We start from the raw sequence: 17,324 nt of genomic DNA, 5'->3' as shown, positions 1-17,324 counted from the left end.
CGGACCGACATGATCCAGTGCAGGTTCCGGGGGCTGGGAATTCTCGAATCCGTCGGTTAATCAGTCGAATTCAGCCGCGGGGTTTCGGTTCCATGAATGCGATGCCCCAATTCACGTGCCCGCGCCAGACACTCGCGATGCGTCCGCCCTGCACGGCCGGTTTCGGATCGCCGATCGGACCGCCGGCCGCGCGGACGGCGGCCACGGTGGCATCCAGGTCCGAGGCCATGAAGGCGACGCCGACCAGCGCGGGCGGCAGCCCCGCGCCGACCGTCTCGATGAAGGGTTCGCCGACGCGGTGGAACGCCATCTCCGGGCCTTCCGGGCCGCGCGGGAAGAACCGGCGGCGCGGCGGAATGCCCAGCACGGCACCGAGATCGGTGACGGCCCGGTCGAGATCGGGCACCCAGTACACGACGTGATCGATGAAGGTGACGCCGTTGGCGTGCGGCGCGGTAGCGGGATCCGAGGCGGAAGCAGGTCCGTCCGGGGTGCTCTCCGGCAGCGTGGCCACGCCGAGCACCGCCGGGTCGGCCTGCACCTCGTCGAACCCCCACGCCGCCTCGCCGAGGCTGCACGTGACCTGTCCGATCCGGATCCGCCCGGCGTCGACGGTGAATCCCAGTGCCGCCCAAGCCTGCTCGTCGCCGGGCAGGCCGAGGCGGGTGAGCAGCGGCATTACAGTTCCGCCGCCAGCCGGGTGCCCTGGTTGATGGCGCGCTTGGCGTCGAGTTCCGACGCCAGATCCGCGCCGCCGATGAGATGCACCTTGACGCCGGCGTTCTGCAGTGGCTCGTGCAGATCGCGCACGGATTCCTGTCCGGCGCACAGGATCACGTTGTCGCATTCGATGACGCGCGGCCGCTGCCGCTTCTCGCCGAAGCTGATGTGCAGGCCCTTGTCGTCGATCTTCTCGTAGTTGACGCCGCCGATCTGCTCCACACCCTTGGCCTTGACGGCGGCACGGTGCACCCAGCCCGACGTCTTGCCCAGATCCTTGCCGAACGAGGACGACTTGCGCTGCAGCAGCACCACATCGCGGGCGGCGGGGGAGGGCTTGGGGGTGGTGACGAAGCCGCGCACGTCGGGATCGTCGGTGACGCCCCACTCTTCCTTCCACTCGTCGAGCTTGAGGCTGGGATGTCCTTCGACGGTGAGGAATTCGCTCACGTCGAAGCCGATGCCACCCGCACCGATGACGGCCACCTTCTTGCCGACCGGCTTCCCGTCGCGCACGAGTTCGGCGTAGGTGAGCACCTTCGGGTGGTCGATGCCGGGGATGTTCGGGATGCGCGGCTTCACGCCGGTGGCCAGGATCACCTCGTCGTAGCGCCCGTCGATGAGCTGCTGCGCGGTGGCCTTGGTGTTGAGATGCAAACGCACGCCGCTGATTTCGATCTGCCGGGAGAAGTAGCGGATGGTCTCGTTGAACTCTTCCTTGCCCGGGATGCGGCGCGCGATGTCGAACTGGCCGCCGATCTTGTCGTCGGCTTCGTAGAGGTCCACGACGTGCCCGCGCTGCGCCAGGCTGACCGCGGCCGAGAGTCCGGCCGGTCCCGCGCCGACGACCGCGAACTTGCGGGTGCGCCGGGTGGGCAGCAGTTTCAGCTCGGTCTCGTGTCCCGCACGGGGATTCAGCAGGCAGGACACGGTCTTGTACTGGAAGGCGTGGTCCAGGCAGGCCTGGTTGCAGGCGATGCAGGTGTTGATCTCGTCGGCGCGGGCCTGCTGTGCCTTGCGCGCCCATTCCGGGTCGGCGAGCAGCGGGCGGGCCAGCGAGATCAGGTCGGAGTCACCGCGGGTGAGGATCTCCTCGGCGGTCTCCGGCATATTGATGCGGTTGGACGCGCAGACCGGAATGCTCACCACGTCTTTGACTTTCGCGGTCCATTCCACGAACGCCGCGCGCGGCACCGAGGTCACGATGGTGGGCACCCGCGCCTCGTGCCAGCCGATGTCGGTATTGATGATGGTCGCGCCCGCGGCCTCGACATCCTTGGCGACCTCGACGATTTCGGCCCAGGTCTGGCCGTCCTCCACGAAATCGGCCATGGACAGCCGGAATACGATGATGAAGTCCGGCCCGACCGCCTTGCGCACCCGGCGCACGATCTCCCCGGCGATGCGGCGACGGTTCTCGGAGCTGCCGCCCCACTTGTCCTTGCGCTTGTTGACCCGCGGCGTCAGGAACTGGTTGATGAAATACCCTTCACCGCCCATGATTTCGACGCCGTCGTACCCGGCGAACTTGGCCAGGTAGGCGCAGCGCGCGTAGTCGTCGATGGTGTCCTCGACGCCCTTGGACGACAGCGCCCGCGGCTTGAACGGATTGATCGGCGCCTTGATGGCCGATGCCGAAACACTGTTGGGCATATAGGAATAGCGCCCGCCGTGCAGGATCTGCAGCGCGATCTTCCCGCCCTCGTCGTGCACCGCCTTGGTGATCACGCGATGCCGGTACGCCTCGGTCTTGTTGGTGAGCTTGCCGCCGAACGGGGTCAGCCAGCCGGTCCGGTTGGGCGAGTAGCCGCCGGTGATGATCAGGCCCACACCGCCTTTGGCCCGCTCGGCGAAGTAGGCGGCGAGCTTGTTGGTGTTCCACGCCCGATCCTCCAGACCGGTGTGCATGGAACCCATGACCACGCGATTGCGCAGCGTGGTGAATCCCAGATCCAGGGGTTCGAAGAGGTGCGGGTATGCGCTCATCCCTGAGTGCCTTTCGGTTCGGACGCGCGCGACCGGGCTGTGTCGCGCTGCAGGGCGTCGAGTACTTCGTCGCACCAGTCGACGAATCCCTCCTCCACGCGGATGCCTCCGCGCAGCACGAGGTACTGGTGCAGCTTCCACCCGGTGTATTCCTCCGGAGTGGAAAAGTCCTTCTTCTCGAAGGTCCGGTACAGATCCAGCCGATGCGCGTGCTGATCCCGGTGCCGCTTCACTTCGGCGGTGAGCGCGGGCACGTCCCCCAGGGAGGCCGCCCGCAACTTCACCCCGAGCTCATTGCGCATGGGCGCGATCTCGATCGGCTCCGCGATCCACCGCACGAGTTCTTCTCGTCCGGCATCGCTGACCGTATAGACCTTCTTGTCCGGCCGGCCCTCCTGCGCCACCGCCTCCGCCGAAACCCACCCCTGCTCCTCCATCCGCTTCAATACGCGATAGATCTGCTGATGGGTGGCGTTCCAGAAGAACCCGATCGACTTGTCGAACCGCCGCGCCAGGTCATATCCCGAGCTGGCACGTTCGGTCAGCGATACCAGCAGCGCATGTTCGAGGGCCATGCCCTCAGATTAATTGAGACGCCCCGTACTATGCAACTTAGTGCATAGAGCCCGCATGGGACGGCGCGTCCGGGTGCGGCCGACTCGATCTCGCCGAGCGTGGACGGTCGTTTCGGCTGTCCCGGGCGAGATTCGTCGCATAGTCTGCGCAGCATGACCGAGGTTCCGGGGCAGGCGACGATCGGGCAGGCCACCGGTCGGCGGCAGGTGGCGGCGTGGGGGCTGTGGGACTGGGGGTCGTCGGCGTTCAATGCCGTGATTCTCACCTTCGTGTTCTCGGTGTATCTGACCGACAAGGTGGGGGAGGAGTTGCCGGGCGGGATTTCGGCCAGTGCCTGGCTGGGGTGGGCACTGGGGATCGCGGGGCTGGTGGTGGCCCTGACCGCGCCGGTGAGCGGGCAGTGGTTCGACGCCACCGCGAAACGCAAACTGTCCCTGGGCTTCCTGACCGGACTGACGGTGCTGGCCATGGCGGGCATGTTCTTCGTTCGCGACGACTACCACTTCCTGTGGCTGGGGTTGGTGCTGCTGGCGATCGGGTCGACGTTTTTCGAGCTGGCGAATGTGCCCTACAACGCCATGCTGCGGCAGGTGTCCACGCCCGCGACCGTGGGGCGGGTTTCCGGGTTCGGTTGGGCCATGGGGTATTTCGGTGGCATCTTCCTGCTGCTGATCTGCTATTTCGGGTTCATCAGCGGCAAGGGGGATTACCGGGGGTTGCTCGGGGTGCCCACGGATGAGGGTTTGAACATCCGCCTGGTGGCGGTGCTGGCCGCGGTGTGGTTCGCGGCGTTCGCGCTGCCGGTGCTGTTCCTGGTTCCGGAGGTGCCGCGCACCACCGCCGATCCCGGTGCGGCGGTGCATGTTCGGGAGCAGGGGCGTGCGCTCACCGGCTGGTACCGCGCGCTGATCACCTCCTACCGGGTGCTGTGGCGAGACCTGCGGGACCTCTGGCGGGTCGATCGCCGCACGGTCGGATTCCTGGTGGCCAGTGCGGTTTTCCGGGATGGGCTGGCGGGTGTGTTCACCTTCGGGGCCGTGCTGGCCGTGAGCGTCTACGGCATCGCCGATTCCGACGTGCTGCTGTTCGGTGTGGCCGCGAATGTTGTTGCGGCACTGGCGGCTCTGGTCGCGGGGCGCTTCGACGACCGCATCGGCCCGAAGCGGGTGATCATCGCGTCGCTGGCCGCCATGATCTGCTGCGGCATACTGCTGCTGGTGGTGTCGGGCCCGCTCATGTTCTGGATCTTCGGCCTGGCGCTGACCGTATTCGTCGGCCCCGCACAGGCTTCCGCGCGGTCGTTTCTGGCGCGCATCGCCCCGCCCGGGCGGGAGGGGCAGCTGTTCGGTCTCTACACCACGACGGGGCGCGCCGTATCCTTCCTGGCGCCCAGCCTGTTCGGCGTGTTCGTTTGGCTTTTCGATGCCGATCGTGCGGGCATTGTCGGCATTCTGCTGGTGCTGGCGGTGGGCCTGGTCGTGCTGCTTCCGGTCCGTGCCCCGGAGTTGCCCGCCCGCGGAGCCGACCTGCCCGCGTCCTGAATTACGTTCGCCACGTACCCATTCCGAGGGCGATGAGCCGGACCTGTAGCACCGCGCGGTCCACGATGCGGGCGCGTTCGCGCTTCTCGGCGACCACGTAGTCCGCGATCCGGTCCGCGACGGTGGACACGATGAGGTCCGCCGCCAGTTCCAGATCGTCCGGCGACCACGAGTCCAGGGCTCGCACGCGGGACAGGTCGACCACGAGTTCCCGCACGATGAGCTGCATTTCGACGGCGATGGCCCCGCGCAGGGGTGCGGAGCCGCCGTGCCGTTCGCGAATCAGGAAGCCCCACAGGTCGCGCTGTTCGTCGACCTGATCGAAGACGAATCGCACGGTGTCGGCCAGCCGTGCCTCGGGGGTCCGCCGCATTTCCCGTAGCGCCAAACGCAATTGGCGTACGCCCTCTTCGACGAGGGTGGTGCCGAGTTCGTCGAGCGAGGTGAAGTGCCGGTAGAAGGCGGTGGGCACGATGCCGGCGGAGCGGGCGATCTCACGCAGGGACAGGGCGGCGAAGCCGCGGTCCGCGGCGAGGGCGAGGGTGCCTTCGAGCAGGGCTGCGCGGGTGCGCTCCTTGCGTTCGACTCGGGTTGCTGCGTGCTCGCTCATCTCGATGAGCATACATCCGTTCACATTCGGTCCGTTTCAAAGATGTCGTGTGGGTCACACGAACTGCAGGTTGAACTGGAGGGGCTCCTCCCGGCAGACTAACTCAGTGTACAGATGTGCACCGAAATGAATTTCGGCACACACGCAAGCAGTAGTGAGGGCGTCGCCGACAGCCCGGCGACGTGACAGGAGGCCCCCATGGCTGGACTCGCAGATCTGGTGTCCAAGACCCTGACCACCCCGCATCCACTGGACCGCTACCTGGAGCTGATCAACCCGACCCTGACCGTGCGCGCGCTGCGCGCCGAGATCACCCACGTGCGCCGCAGCGCCGTGGGCTCGGTGACGCTCACGCTGCGCCCCAATCGGAAATGGGCGGCGGCGCACCTGGCCGGACAGTACGTGCAGATCGGCGTGGTCATCGACGGCGTGCGCCATACCCGCTGCTATTCACCGGTGCACGCGCAGGGCCGCCGGGATCGGCACATCGAACTGACGATCAAGGCCCACCCCGGCGGCCTGGTTTCCCAATACCTCAACGAGGAGGCTGTGCCGGGCATGGTGGTGGACCTGACTCCTGCCGCCGGGGTCTTCCACCTGCCCGAGCATCGGCCCGACCACATCGTGCTCATCAGCGGCGGCAGCGGCATCACGCCGACGCTGTCCATGCTGCGCACCCTGGCCAATGAGAGCTACCGCGGGCAGCTGCTGTTCCTGCATTACAACCGTTCTCCGGAATGGGTGCCGCATCGCACCGAACTGGAGGCGATCGCCATGCAGCACAGCAACTTCCGCATCGAATTCCGGTATCCGGAGCTGCAGCGCGATCCGCACTTCGGCTACGACGAATTGGAAAGCCTCGCACCGTGGTTCGCGCAGGCGCAGACCTACCTGTGCGGCCCGCCCGGACTCATGAAGGCGGTGCGCACGGTCTACGAGGCGGAGAACCTGACCGATCGCCTGCACTCGGAGGAGTTCACGCTCAGCCTCGCGCCGGCCGATCCGGCCACCGCGGAGGGGGCGGTCACCTTCTCCGGCAGCGGCATCACCCACGAGAACAATGGCGCGAGCCTGCTCGAGCAGGCCGAATCCGCCGGTCTCAGCCCCGAATACGGCTGTCGCATGGGGATCTGCTTCTCCTGCACGGCCGTCAAGCGCAGCGGCTGCACCCGCAATCTGCGCACCGGCGAGCTGGACGCCGATCCGGATCAGCCCATCCAGCTCTGCATCAACGCGCCGGTCGGCGACGTCGACATCGCAATCTGACACGCCACGCTGAATTCAGGAGAGAACCATCATGGCGATCCTTACCGAAACCAAAGAGGGCCCGCTGGTCCTGTCCATCGAGCAGGTCGAGGAGATCGGCCGCGAGCTCGACGCCCTGCGCGCCCGCATCACCGCCGAACTCGGCGACCGCGACCGCGAATACATCTACTCGGTCATCAAGGCGCAGCGCGGCTTCGAGATCGCGGGCCGCGGCCTGCTGTATCTCGGCTTCCTGCCGCCGTTCTGGCTGGCCGGCGTGGCCGCGCTGAGCATCTCCAAGATTCTCGACAATATGGAGATCGGCCACAATGTCATGCACGGCCAGTGGGACTGGATGCGTGAGCCCGGCATCAACTCCCGCGAGTTCGAGTGGGATACCGTCTGCCCGGGCGACCAGTGGCGGCACTCGCACAACTACATGCACCACACCTACACCAATATCCACGGCATGGACCGCGACATCGGCTACGGCATCCTGCGGGTGGACGAGGCGCAGTCGTGGAATGTGCTGCGGCTGGGCAATCCGCTCTACGCGTTCATCCTCATGCTCGCCTTCGAGTGGGGCGTGATGGGCCACGACCTCGAGGTCGAGAACATCCTGCGCGGCAAGAAGAAGTGGCCGGAGATCAAGGCGCTGGTCAAGGGCCAGGCGCGCAAGGCCGGTCGGCAGGTGCTCAAGGATTACGTGGTGTTCCCGGCGCTGACCGGCCCGCTGTTCCTGTCCACGCTGGCCGCCAACTTCACCGCGAACATCGTGCGCAACCTGTGGACGTTCTCGATCATCTTCTGCGGGCACTTCCCGACCGGCGTACAGACGTTCACCGAGGAGGAGACCGCCGACGAGACGCAGGGCGAGTGGTACGTGCGCCAGATGCTGGGCTCGGCGAACATCACCGGCGGCAAGCTCTTCCACATCATGTCCGGCAACCTGTCGCACCAGATCGAGCACCACCTGTTCCCGGACATGCCGGCCAACCGCTACCCGGAAATCGCCCCCGAGGTGGAGGCGCTGTGCAAAAAGCACGGCCTGCCCTACAACACCGGCCGTTTCTCCAAGCAGATCGGTTCGGTGTGGGGCAAGCTCTTCAAACTGGCCCTGCCCCCGTTCCTCATGAAGAATGGCCAGCAGGCCGGTGTTATCGTGATGCGCCGGGGGCAGGCTAGCGAAGTGGGCGTGTAAATGATCGGGAAATTCGAAAGCAACAAGGATCTGATCCAGGAATTGACGTCGTCGGGCGCCCGGCACGTCGGCAATATCGCGACCATCATCACCGGCACCGTGGCCGAGGTGACCCGCGAGATCGGTGACTGGATCACCGACGCCATCGAAATGCGCGAGGCCGCCGCGGCCGCCGCCAAGGACGCCGCCGCCCAGCGCGCCGCGGACGACCTCGACGCCGCGGACGACGACATCGACGACACCCCGGATCCCGTTGCCCCGCAACCGGACCCGGTGGTCAAGACGGCCGAGTACCCGACCGCCGACGTCATCGACGCCGAGGTCGTCTACCCGCGCGAGCCGTGATTACCAAGTAGGCAGGCGTCGGCGATGCTGCGCCACTTCGGTGATCAGATCCTTGTACCCGTCGGCGAGTTCGGCGAGGCGATACCACTGCAGGTGCGCCTCGCTGTCCACGATGTGCCGTGACGCCACCACTCCGCGTCGCCGCGCCCGTGCGTCGGGGCTTTTCGTAGGCCGCGCGGGAGGTGTCGGTCCGCCCAACGCCTCTTGCGCGGCAACCCATTTCGCCGCCATTCGGTCGATGACGGCCCCGAGCGTCTCGGTGTGCAGGGACGCCCCGTTGCGATGATTCGGTATGTTGCCCGCCACCCAGTCGTCGATGCGGGCGATCAGGTGCGTTCGTCGTTCGTCGATTTCTTCCACGGTTTGCCCACAGGCCAGTACGGATTGCGCGGTGGCGTCGGCAGCGTGGGCCGCCTGCAGTGCGTTGCGGCGGCGTTCGTGGCACAGAGCCAGTTCATGTGCGGATTCGAGCACGTCGCGATCGCGACGGTCGATGGTGACGGGTTCCCTGAAGGCGCGCAGCAACGTTGACGGCGACGGGAGCTCGGCCCCGAATCCCGCTCCGGTGTAGTCGGTTGCCATATTCCCACCCTTGTGCTGTTCACAGTTTTGGATGCGCCAGGGCCGAGGGGGTTTCGGGGAGGGGCTCCCCTCGGCCTCGGCGCAGTCTCGTACTTGCGGAACGCAACAGCCCACCACGACGGCACGGGAAAAACCGGGAAATTTTCGCGACGATGCGATGGGAGACTGTCCGAAATACGGGACATATTCAGGAAAGCGCGATAGTCGAACGGGCGCAACCATCCGGCGCGTGATCGGGGAACCTGCCGGAAAATCGTTATACAGCATTACAAGACGGTCACGTGGGGGGTGCGGTTCGAGGCGGATCGACACCTGCGTGCGGGGCGCCGGGCGCCGGTATGCCGGCGGTTCCCACCGAATCGGTCATGAATCAGATTACTGAGGCTTATGAATAGCAATCGGTGCGGCGTGCCGGGGCCGACACGCGCTGCGGTCCGTTAGCCTCGGTATTCGTGCCCGCATACGCATCCTCGCCGGAGTTGCGCTTCGGTTTCATGTTCGCGCTGGAAGACCCGGAGCGAATCGCGGAAGTCGTGCGCAACCTGATCGTTCGCCGGAGTGTGTCGGTGTTCCGGTTGGCGCACCTGTCGGACGACAGCGGCCCGCCGGAACGGTATGTCGTCAACTGGGCCGCCGTGCCGCAGATTTCCATCACGACGGCCGCGCCGGACGCCGACGAATTGCGTTCCAGCGGAACGATGCTGGTCAACGCGTTTCTCGGCGAGGACGGCGAGGTGAGCCTCTATTCGGCCGAGGGACAGGCGCCGCGCTAGTCATAGCCGCTGTGCATTGAAGTGGCCGGTGCCACAAGGCATCTCAGCAACCTCTTAGCTATCGACCAGGGCCGTGTAAGGCTGGCCCTGCACTGTGGGTCTCGTCGCCGAGTGGAGATCCCGCCCGGTGGCTTTCCGACAGAGAGGTTGAAAAATGATCCCGCTTATCTTCGGTTCTGCCCAGGTTGCCATCGACACCGGTTCCGCGGCGCTCGGCGGTGTGGTCAACACCGGAAGCGCGGCCCTCGGTGGCATTCTCAACACCCTGTTCACAGGTTCCTTCGGCTGAGTTTTTCCCAGGGGCGCTGCCCCCGGACCCCCGGTATCGGGGGCGCTGCCCCCGGCCCCCGTTACGGGGCCGGGGTTTTTTGCGGTTTTCGGTTTGTTGGGTGTTCAGCCCACCAGGGCGGGGGAGCGGCGGGCCAGCAAGATCTGTTCCAAGAGTGCGACGAGTACGAGCTTGACCGAGTTCCGTTCGCGTGCATCGCAATCCAGGATCTGGATGCCGGGATCGAGATCCAGCGCCTCCCGGACCTCCTCGAGGTCGAAGCCGGGTGCGGTGTCGAATCGGTTGACCGCCACCACGAATGGCGTGCGCCGCTGTTCGAAGAAGTCCAGCACCGGATAGCAGTCCTCGATGCGGCTGGTGTCGAGCATGATCACCCCGCCCAGCGCGCCGTCGAGCAGGTCGTCCCACAGGAACTCGAAGCGCTCCTGGCCCGGGGTTCCGAACAGGTACAGCACCAGGCTCTTGTCGAGGGTGACGCGGCCGAAGTCCAGGGCCACCGTGGTGGTGGTCTTCCCGCTCGCCAGGCCGGGGTGGTCGACGCCCACCGATAGTTCGGTCATGGCCGCTTCGGTTGCGAGCGGCTCGATTTCGGAGATGGCGCCGATGAAGGTCGTCTTGCCGACGCCGAAGCCGCCGCTGATCACCACTTTCACCGAGGAGGCCAGTGGGGCGGCGGCGGGGCTGGGATTCTCAGAGTGCCCGAACAAGATCCCGAATCCTTTCGAGGGCGGCGGTGGACAATTCGTCGGACCGGCTGACCGAGGCGTGGCCCGCGCTCACCAGATCGCTGACCAGCACCCGCGCCACGCCGACTGGAATGCGCAGGGCCGCACCGACTTCGGCGATGGAGTGCGGCTGCTGACACAGCCGCACCACCCGTTCCGATTCGAAGCGTAGCGGTGCGGACAGGGCGGCGGGCGTGGTGCGCACCAGCGTCTCGATTCGCAGCCCGTCGATCAGCGGTGTGGTGCGGCCCGCGGTGACCATGAACGGCCGCACCACCTGCTCATCGAAATGTGTTGACGCGGACTGTGGTTCGGCCGCCGAACGAAGCGGCGCGATATAGGGCCGAGGCCGTTCCGTCGGCTGCGGCGCCGTGCCCCAGCTCTCGGTCCGGTGCGGGGTGATCATGCGCGGATCCGGTAGTCGTGGTGAATCGTTCATCGGCTCAACGACTCTCGTAATTCGGTGATCAACGCCGGGGTGAGCAGGGCGCCGGCCCGCTCGGCGAGCACGGCCATCTGATAGCCGACCAGGCCCACGTCCGCGCTGTTGTCCGCGATGACGCCGATGCAACTGCCGTTGGCCATGGACGACACGAGCAGGAATCCCCTCCCCATTTCGATCATGATCAGCTTCAGTCCGTCGAAAGCATAACTGCGCGCGGCGCTTCGACCCAGACTGGTGAGCCCGGACACAACCGCGGCGAGCCGATCCGCGCCCGTCCGGTCCAAGCCCTCGGACATGGCCATGAGCAATCCGTCGGAAGAAACCGCGACGGCATCGCGCACCCCGTCGGTGGTGCGCACGAAGTCGGCCACCAGCCAGTTGAAGGTGTGCGGGTCGGTGTCGGTGTAGTGGGTGGTCACCTGTTCTTCTCCTCTGACTTCGATCCGGGCCGTGTCGGCCCCCCGTCCGCACCGCGCTGATGCCCGGCCCGGAATCCGGCCAACATGCTGCGCACCTCATCCGGCGACCGATCGGCCAGCGGCGCGACTGGCTGATTGGTTGTGACGGCCGGCCCGCCGCCCACAGTGCCCCTAGTCTTGCGGGTCCGCTTGACGAGACCGTTTCGCGTACGTTGCACCGCGGGTACACCTCCCGCAGCGCCGTCGATTTCCACGCTGTGAGATGCCTTCGCCCCCACCGCGACCGACGGTCCGCCGGTCGCCGAAGGGTTGGACACCGCCCCGTCCACCGGACCTCGATGACCGTTCTGTCCTGTCGCGTGCGCGGGCGGCACCCCACCCGGACCATGGTGCCCGGCAGTGGAATACGCCCGCCCACTCGTGGCGGGCCCGGCTCCGGCGGTGCCTGCGGGGATCGGGGCCTCGTCGAGCGGAACCAGTCTGATGGGCGGCCGAACCCGGCCATCCTGCCGATCGGTGTTCTTGCCACCGCGCGTGCGGGATTGGCTGTCGAACGGCCGGACCGGCGGGCCGCCGTCGCGCTCATGGACGGATGCCCGGCTGTCAACCGGCGTGCCGACACCGTCGCGCTCGCGGGCGGGTACGGCGGCTACGCCATTGACCACAGCGCCGATGGCCGACCCGGCCGCGGGTCCGAAAAGCCAGCTGCCGGTATCGGTTCCACCGGCGGTCGCATCCGCGGCCGCCGGGTCGGACGACTGCGCCGCGTGCGCGGGCCGGTGTCGTCCCGCGCTGCCCTCCTCGCCCCGGACGGGCTCCGGAATCTGCGGTCCGGCAGCGTGTTTGGCGTCGCTGGTGGGCACGGCCGGAGCCGGGGCCTTGGGGTCGCCGAGGAGGTCGGCGGGCAACAGCATGCGGGCCACCACGCCGCTGGTCGGCGAGACCGTCAGCTCCACTTCGATTTTCAGGCGCCGGGCCAGGCGGCCGACGACGTAGTGACCGAGGAAGCGGGTGGGGGCCACGAGGAAGTCGGCTTCGCCGCGCAGCCGGGCGTTGGCGGTGGCGAGTTGGTCGGGCGGCATGCCGACGCCGTGGTCGACGACGGCGAGCATGTAGCGCGAGCCGAGTTTGCGGCCGTAGATCTCGACTTCCAGATCCGGTGGCGAGAAGGACAATCCATTCTCGATGAGTTCGGCGAGCATGTGCGCGATCTCGCTGACGTGCGCGCCGGCGATGGCGACATCGTCGATGCGGCGTAGGACCACCCGGCGGTAATCGTCCACTTCGGACAGTCCCGCGCGAATGACGTCATTGAGCGGAATGGGCGTCGACCAGCGGCGCGGGCTGGACTCGCCCACCAGCACCAGCAGGCTTTCGGCATTGCGCCGCATGCGGGTGGCCAGGTGGTCGAGTTCGAACAGTTTGGACAGCGCGTCGGGGTCGAGTTCCTCGCTCTCGAAATCGCTGATCAGTCCGAGTTGGCGGCGCACCAGGTTCTGATTGCGCCGCGCCAGATTCGCCATGGACTCGCTGGTATTGCGCCGCAGCCGCGCCTGCGCGGAGGCGAGTTCGAAGGCGGTGGTCTGCACCCGGTCCAGCGCGCGCGCCACCGAGATGATCTCCTCACCCGAGGTGTGGTCGGCGCGTACGGGTTCCGGTGGTTCCGGATCGCCGGCGGTGGTGTCGTTCCAGTCGGCGATGAGCCGCGGCAGCCGCTGCGAGGCGATGTCGTCGGCGTCGGCGGCGACCCGCGCCAGCGGTCGCACGATGGCGCGCACGGCCGCCAGGATCAGGCCCACCTGTGCGGCCAGCGCCGCCAGCGCGGCCAGGAGGTACAGGGCGAGGCTCACCGCCGCGTCGGCGCGCAATTCGTCCGCGCGGTCGCGGATCTGGTCGCCGACGGCACGCTGCACGGTGCGCTCGGAGTCGATGACCGAGGTCATCTGCCGCCACCAGTCGGCCGGGTGCACCGGTTGCGCCAGCGGCCCGCTCACCGATTCGACGGCGGTGGCCTCGGCTTCGGCGGCGCGCAGCGAGTCCTCGGTGCGCATGGCCGCGTACAGCTGGGACCGCTGTGCGGAGGTGGCGTCGCGTTCGAAGGCGGTGAGGGCGGCCTGCTTGGCGGCGCGAATGTCCAGGAACTGCACGTACTCTCCGGCCCCGAAGCCGCCCGCGGCGAAGACGCCGTTGAGGAATCCGCGTTCCTGGGCGGTGTATTCCTTCACGTCGCCGAGTGCGTGCAGCGCCTGCAATCCGTGCCAGAGCGTGGCGTCCTGTGCCCCGTTCATGCCGGGTCGCGTCCGATTCAGCGCGGCAATGGCATTGGAGTAGAACTGGAACGAGGTGGCCCGATCGATGCGCCGGGTATCGACATCACCGCGGTTGGCGGTGATGCCGGAGAACTGGCCCAGTGCGGTCCGCACCTCCTCGGCGCCCGGCGGAGCGTCGGCCAGTGTGCGGTTGAGCGCCTGCAGCGCGAAGTCGGTGGCGGCCCGCTGATCGGAGACCGATTGCCGCAGGCTCTCGTCACCACCGAGCATGCCATTGGTGAGTCCGCGTTCCCGCTGCATTTCATGTACGAGATCCTGCGCGGCCAATGTCAATTCCACCGATCGCGCCGTGGACCCGGTGTGCCGGTAGCTTTCCGCCTCGCGCAGGACGATTACCGTGAGCAGGGCCAGCACCAAGGCCACCGAGAAGATCAGAATTCGCCGTAGCCGCACCCGGATCGTGCGCGGCCGGGCGCTGAGTCCCGTTGCCGGAGTGAGCTTCTTGTTACCGCGTGGCAACAAATCTGCCGGACGCAAATACACCACTCTCTCCTGGAAAACGCTGTCGCTCCGGTATTTTCCCGGGTGCGAAATGAACTATCAGCAAACGTTGCACAGGTTGGAGAGGTCCGCAATTCGAAGCCGGATGGTGTGGTCTGTGGAACTCCTTGGCGCATGCGCTATCACGAAAATGCTCACGCCGAATATGCTCACTCCGGGTGATATCGAGATGTGATCGCCGGGACATATCGGAAACAATGGGGTGAACAAACGCTACGTGTCGTCCGCTCAGCGCAGCGGATTGGCCGCCGACTCGTAGATGCGCCGCACCACGTCCTCGATATCGGGTTCCTCGATGGACAGGTCGCGCACCTCCGCGCGCGCCGAGACGGCGGCGAGAAGCTGTGCGGCGGTGGTGATCTCGGTGTCGAAGGCGAGCCGCTGCCGCATGCCGGAGCCTTCGCTGCCGAGCAGTTTCGCGCCCGGGAGATCGGTGAGATCGGGCGTGGGTTCCACGAGATCGACTGTGAGCACCCGATATTCGCCCACGGTGGCGGCGAGGCCGGTGAGCGAGCCGTCGTACACCAGCCGCCCGTGATCGACCACCAGCACCCGCTCGCACAGCCGCTCGATATCGCCCATATCGTGCGTGGTGAGCAGCAGCGTAGTCCCGCGTTCGGTGCGCTCGTGCCGCAGAAATTCGCGTAATCGCTGCTTGGACAGCACATCCAGCCCGATGGTGGGCTCGTCCAGGATCACCAGTTCCGGTGAATGCAGCAGTGCCGCAGCCACTTCCGCGCGCATGCGCTGCCCCAGCGACAGCTGCCGCACCGGCGTGTCCAGGGTGCCGCCCATCTCGAGCTGGTCCACCAGTTCCGCGGTGCGCCGCGCCGCCGCACCCGGCGGCAGTCGATGAATGGCCGCCAGAATCGAAAACGATTCGCGCAGTGGCAGATCCCACCACAGCTGCGACCGCTGCCCGAACACCACCCCGATCCGCCCGGCCAGCTCACGCCGCTGCCGCACCGGATCGAGTCCGCAGGTGCGCAGCGTGCCCGCACTGGGCACCAGAATCCCGGTGATCATTTTGATGGTGGTGGACTTGCCCGCCCCATTGGCCCCGATGTACCCGACCGCCGCCCCACGCTCGATGCGGAAGCTCATATCATCGACCGCGGTCAGCACTTCGCGCCGTCGCCGCCACCGCCCATCCTTGCGGTTGATGACGAAAGTCCTTGTCAGCCCCTGTACATCGACTATCGCCGTCATCCTCCGCCTCCCTGATAGTGCCGAGTGCCCACCCGCCACGAGAACAGTGCTGCCGCCCACACCCATAGCGCCGCCAGCGGCGAACCCCAGGCCAGCCAGCCCGGCAGCAGTGCCGGCCCGGGTATCCCGAGCAGTGCGATGGCGGGCAGGTACGAGGTGAAGGCGACCGGTACCAGGAATCCGAAGATGAGCTTCATCGGCGTCGGGAACACCGAGGTCGGCTGCATGGACGCGTAGGACCCGCCGTAGGTGAAGGCATTGGTCAGCTCGGATCCGTCGATGAGGAAGAACTGCACTCCGGCCGCGCAGATGAACAGCCCGGCGAAGATGGCGATGCCGGAGAGCAGGGTGATGCCGAACAGCGCGAGATGGCTTGCGGTCCAGTCGATGTCGTTCCGCATGACGCCGAGTCCCAGCACGGTGGCCGCCACGGCGATGCGCGCCACCCTGCGTAAGGCTATGTCGCTGGTCATGAGCTGTAACAGCAATGGTTGCGGGCGCAGGTAGAACGCGTCCAGTCTGCCGAGCCGAATATAGGTGGGCAGCGTGTCGGCGTGCCCGACGAGCATGTCGGCCACGGCGAAGGAGGTATTGCTGAGCCCGTACAGCAGCAGCATTCCATCGAGGTCGAGTCCGCCCAGCTGCGGCACATTGCTGAAGATCACCCACATTTCGGCGAATTCGAGCAGTCCGATGAGGAAGGCGCTGAGCAGGTCGGTGGCGAAGGACAGCGGGTACGCACGCTGGGTGCGCAGTCGGGAGGCGAGCACGGCGCGGTAGGGCGCGAGCCGGGAGGGTCGCGGTTCAGCCACCCTGCACCTCCAGTTTGCGGCGTCCGGCGCGCAGCAGCAGCTGCCCCACGCCGGCCAGCGCGACCAGCCAGAAGCACTGCACCGCAACGACTTGCACGGCGGCCATGCCGAGGGTGCGCCCGGACAGCACGTCGATGGGCCACTGCAGCATGGACGGGAACGGCGTCGCGTAGGCGATGGCCTTCAACCAGTCCGGGAACAGGTGCACGGGCGCGAACAGCCCGGCCAGGAAGGTCCCGAGGATCATGTGCAGCGCCCGCAGTCCGCGCGTCTCCACGAGCCAGAACCCGGCCAGGCAGACGGCGAACATGGACAGGAACGACACCGCGATGGCCAGCAGCAGGCTGATCGCGCCGAGCAGGTAGGGCGCGGGCGTGTTCGGGATGACCATGCCGAAGGTGGCTGCGCCGATGAGCACGCTGGGCAGGCTGCGCGGTATGAGCGTGCAGGTGGCGCGGCCGAGATATTCGGCCAGATGGGCGAACTGGATGTCGATGGGCCGCAGGAAGTCCACCGCGACGTCCCCGGTGCGAATGCGTTCCACGATGTCGGGCAGGGCCCAGAAGGCGATGGCCCCGAGCAGTCCCTGTGACAGCCAGGTGTAGGCCCCGATGGTGCCGCGGTCGTAGCCGCCGAAGCTGCCGTTGGCTTCGACCGCCGAGGTGAGTACGGCGGCGCGCACGAAGCCGAAGACCAGATTGGTGACGAGTCCGGCGATCATGGCCAGGCGGTAGGTGGATTGCCTGCGAAACCCCGCTCTGGCCAGCTGCCAATACACCCCCATGTCAGCGCGCACAAGAGTTTGACACTACGTGCGAGTCCCATGGGCGGCAAACGATTACCCGGATGTGCTGAAAACTGTTTTCCCACCTGGGATTCGGCGCTACGCTCGCATCGGCTCTCGTGCGATGGGGGAGCTGTGTATTCCGGCCGGGGGGAGCAGGGCTGCTCCAGAAATCGCGAAAACGACCCCGGAGCAGACTCGGCAATGATAGAAACGGTCTCGTTTCACTTG

At 66.8% G+C, this 17,324-nt stretch carries 18 protein-coding genes; 6 read left to right on the top strand and 12 right to left on the bottom strand.

Annotation, left to right across the window (positions count from 1 at the left end; all coding sequences use genetic code 11):
- Positions 1–70: 70 nt before the first annotated feature.
- The 3 genes from H0264_RS35430 to H0264_RS35420 are packed head-to-tail and all read right to left on the bottom strand — an operon-like array spanning position 71 to position 3,281.
- Positions 71–679: a VOC family protein gene (locus tag H0264_RS35430; protein ID WP_181581561.1), complete on the bottom strand. Its 609-nt coding sequence runs from the start codon at positions 677–679 to the stop codon at positions 71–73.
- Positions 679–2,706: an NADPH-dependent 2,4-dienoyl-CoA reductase gene (locus tag H0264_RS35425; RefSeq protein WP_181581560.1), complete on the bottom strand. Its 2,028-nt coding sequence runs from the start codon at positions 2,704–2,706 to the stop codon at positions 679–681. The genes H0264_RS35430 and H0264_RS35425 overlap by 1 nt, the downstream gene beginning before the upstream one ends.
- Complete coding sequence (locus tag H0264_RS35420; RefSeq protein ID WP_181581559.1) at positions 2,703–3,281, bottom strand: PadR family transcriptional regulator; 579 nt, start codon at positions 3,279–3,281, stop codon at positions 2,703–2,705. Before H0264_RS35420 ends, H0264_RS35425 begins: the two co-directional genes overlap by 4 nt.
- Positions 3,282–3,434: 153 nt before the next feature.
- Here H0264_RS35420 and H0264_RS35415 point away from each other — a divergent pair, with 153 nt between their 5' ends.
- Positions 3,435–4,823 carry an MFS transporter gene (locus H0264_RS35415; RefSeq protein WP_181581558.1) on the top strand — a complete coding sequence of 463 codons (1,389 nt, stop codon included), beginning with the start codon at positions 3,435–3,437 and terminating at the stop codon, positions 4,821–4,823.
- Position 4,824: 1 nt separating this feature from the next.
- Here the strand turns inward: H0264_RS35415 and H0264_RS35410 are convergent, their stop codons facing one another.
- Positions 4,825–5,433, bottom strand: a complete 609-nt coding sequence (locus H0264_RS35410; protein WP_181581557.1) for a TetR family transcriptional regulator — start codon at positions 5,431–5,433, stop codon at positions 4,825–4,827.
- Positions 5,434–5,631: 198 nt separating this feature from the next.
- Here H0264_RS35410 and H0264_RS35405 point away from each other — a divergent pair, with 198 nt between their 5' ends.
- From H0264_RS35405 to H0264_RS35395, 3 genes are read left to right on the top strand one after another with little or no spacing between them, the layout of a single operon-like run.
- Positions 5,632–6,699, top strand: coding sequence for a ferredoxin reductase (locus H0264_RS35405; RefSeq protein ID WP_181581556.1), 1,068 nt, complete (start codon positions 5,632–5,634; stop codon positions 6,697–6,699).
- A 31-nt stretch (positions 6,700–6,730) separates the two neighbouring features.
- Positions 6,731–7,879 carry a fatty acid desaturase family protein gene (locus tag H0264_RS35400; RefSeq protein ID WP_181581555.1) on the top strand — a complete coding sequence of 383 codons (1,149 nt, stop codon included), beginning with the start codon at positions 6,731–6,733 and terminating at the stop codon, positions 7,877–7,879.
- Entirely contained in the window at positions 7,880–8,224 is a 345-nt protein-coding gene (locus tag H0264_RS35395; protein WP_181581554.1) for a hypothetical protein, read from the top strand.
- On the opposite strand, the gene H0264_RS35390 is transcribed toward H0264_RS35395, so the two are convergent.
- Complete coding sequence (locus H0264_RS35390) at positions 8,225–8,806, bottom strand: DUF4254 domain-containing protein (RefSeq protein WP_181581553.1); 582 nt, start codon at positions 8,804–8,806, stop codon at positions 8,225–8,227.
- Positions 8,807–9,258: 452 nt separating this feature from the next.
- Here H0264_RS35390 and H0264_RS35385 point away from each other — a divergent pair, with 452 nt between their 5' ends.
- Together H0264_RS35385 and H0264_RS39115 are read left to right on the top strand one after the other, a co-directional pair.
- Positions 9,259–9,579, top strand: a complete 321-nt coding sequence (locus tag H0264_RS35385) for a hypothetical protein (RefSeq protein WP_181581552.1) — start codon at positions 9,259–9,261, stop codon at positions 9,577–9,579.
- Between the two features lie 154 nt (positions 9,580–9,733).
- Positions 9,734–9,868, top strand: coding sequence for a hypothetical protein (locus H0264_RS39115; protein WP_276313969.1), 135 nt, complete (start codon positions 9,734–9,736; stop codon positions 9,866–9,868).
- Positions 9,869–9,972: 104 nt separating this feature from the next.
- Here H0264_RS39115 and H0264_RS35380 read toward each other — a convergent pair whose 3' ends face one another.
- The 7 genes from H0264_RS35380 to H0264_RS35350 all read right to left on the bottom strand — a co-directional run bounded on the left by H0264_RS35380 (position 9,973) and on the right by H0264_RS35350 (position 17,105).
- Positions 9,973–10,578 carry a GTP-binding protein gene (locus H0264_RS35380; protein WP_476703702.1) on the bottom strand — a complete coding sequence of 202 codons (606 nt, stop codon included), beginning with the start codon at positions 10,576–10,578 and terminating at the stop codon, positions 9,973–9,975.
- Positions 10,559–11,032 (bottom strand): DUF742 domain-containing protein, encoded by a 474-nt coding sequence (locus tag H0264_RS35375; RefSeq protein WP_181581551.1) that lies wholly within the window; start codon positions 11,030–11,032, stop codon positions 10,559–10,561. Before H0264_RS35375 ends, H0264_RS35380 begins: the two co-directional genes overlap by 20 nt.
- Entirely contained in the window at positions 11,029–11,457 is a 429-nt protein-coding gene (locus tag H0264_RS35370; RefSeq protein WP_181581550.1) for a roadblock/LC7 domain-containing protein, read from the bottom strand. Before H0264_RS35370 ends, H0264_RS35375 begins: the two co-directional genes overlap by 4 nt.
- Positions 11,454–14,270 carry a sensor histidine kinase gene (locus tag H0264_RS35365; RefSeq protein WP_244976047.1) on the bottom strand — a complete coding sequence of 939 codons (2,817 nt, stop codon included), beginning with the start codon at positions 14,268–14,270 and terminating at the stop codon, positions 11,454–11,456. The genes H0264_RS35370 and H0264_RS35365 overlap by 4 nt, the downstream gene beginning before the upstream one ends.
- Positions 14,271–14,516: 246 nt before the next feature.
- Positions 14,517–15,497 carry an ABC transporter ATP-binding protein gene (locus H0264_RS35360; RefSeq protein WP_181581549.1) on the bottom strand — a complete coding sequence of 327 codons (981 nt, stop codon included), beginning with the start codon at positions 15,495–15,497 and terminating at the stop codon, positions 14,517–14,519.
- Positions 15,494–16,309: an ABC transporter permease gene (locus H0264_RS35355; protein ID WP_181581548.1), complete on the bottom strand. Its 816-nt coding sequence runs from the start codon at positions 16,307–16,309 to the stop codon at positions 15,494–15,496. The genes H0264_RS35360 and H0264_RS35355 overlap by 4 nt, the downstream gene beginning before the upstream one ends.
- Positions 16,302–17,105: an ABC transporter permease gene (locus H0264_RS35350; protein ID WP_231084358.1), complete on the bottom strand. Its 804-nt coding sequence runs from the start codon at positions 17,103–17,105 to the stop codon at positions 16,302–16,304. Before H0264_RS35350 ends, H0264_RS35355 begins: the two co-directional genes overlap by 8 nt.
- Positions 17,106–17,324: the final 219 nt, after the last annotated feature.

Source organism: Nocardia huaxiensis, assembly GCF_013744875.1.
GTDB lineage: Bacteria > Actinomycetota > Actinomycetes > Mycobacteriales > Mycobacteriaceae > Nocardia > Nocardia huaxiensis.
The sequence above is the reverse complement of the archived record's forward strand: the minus strand, read 5'-3'. Positions and strand labels throughout refer to the sequence as shown.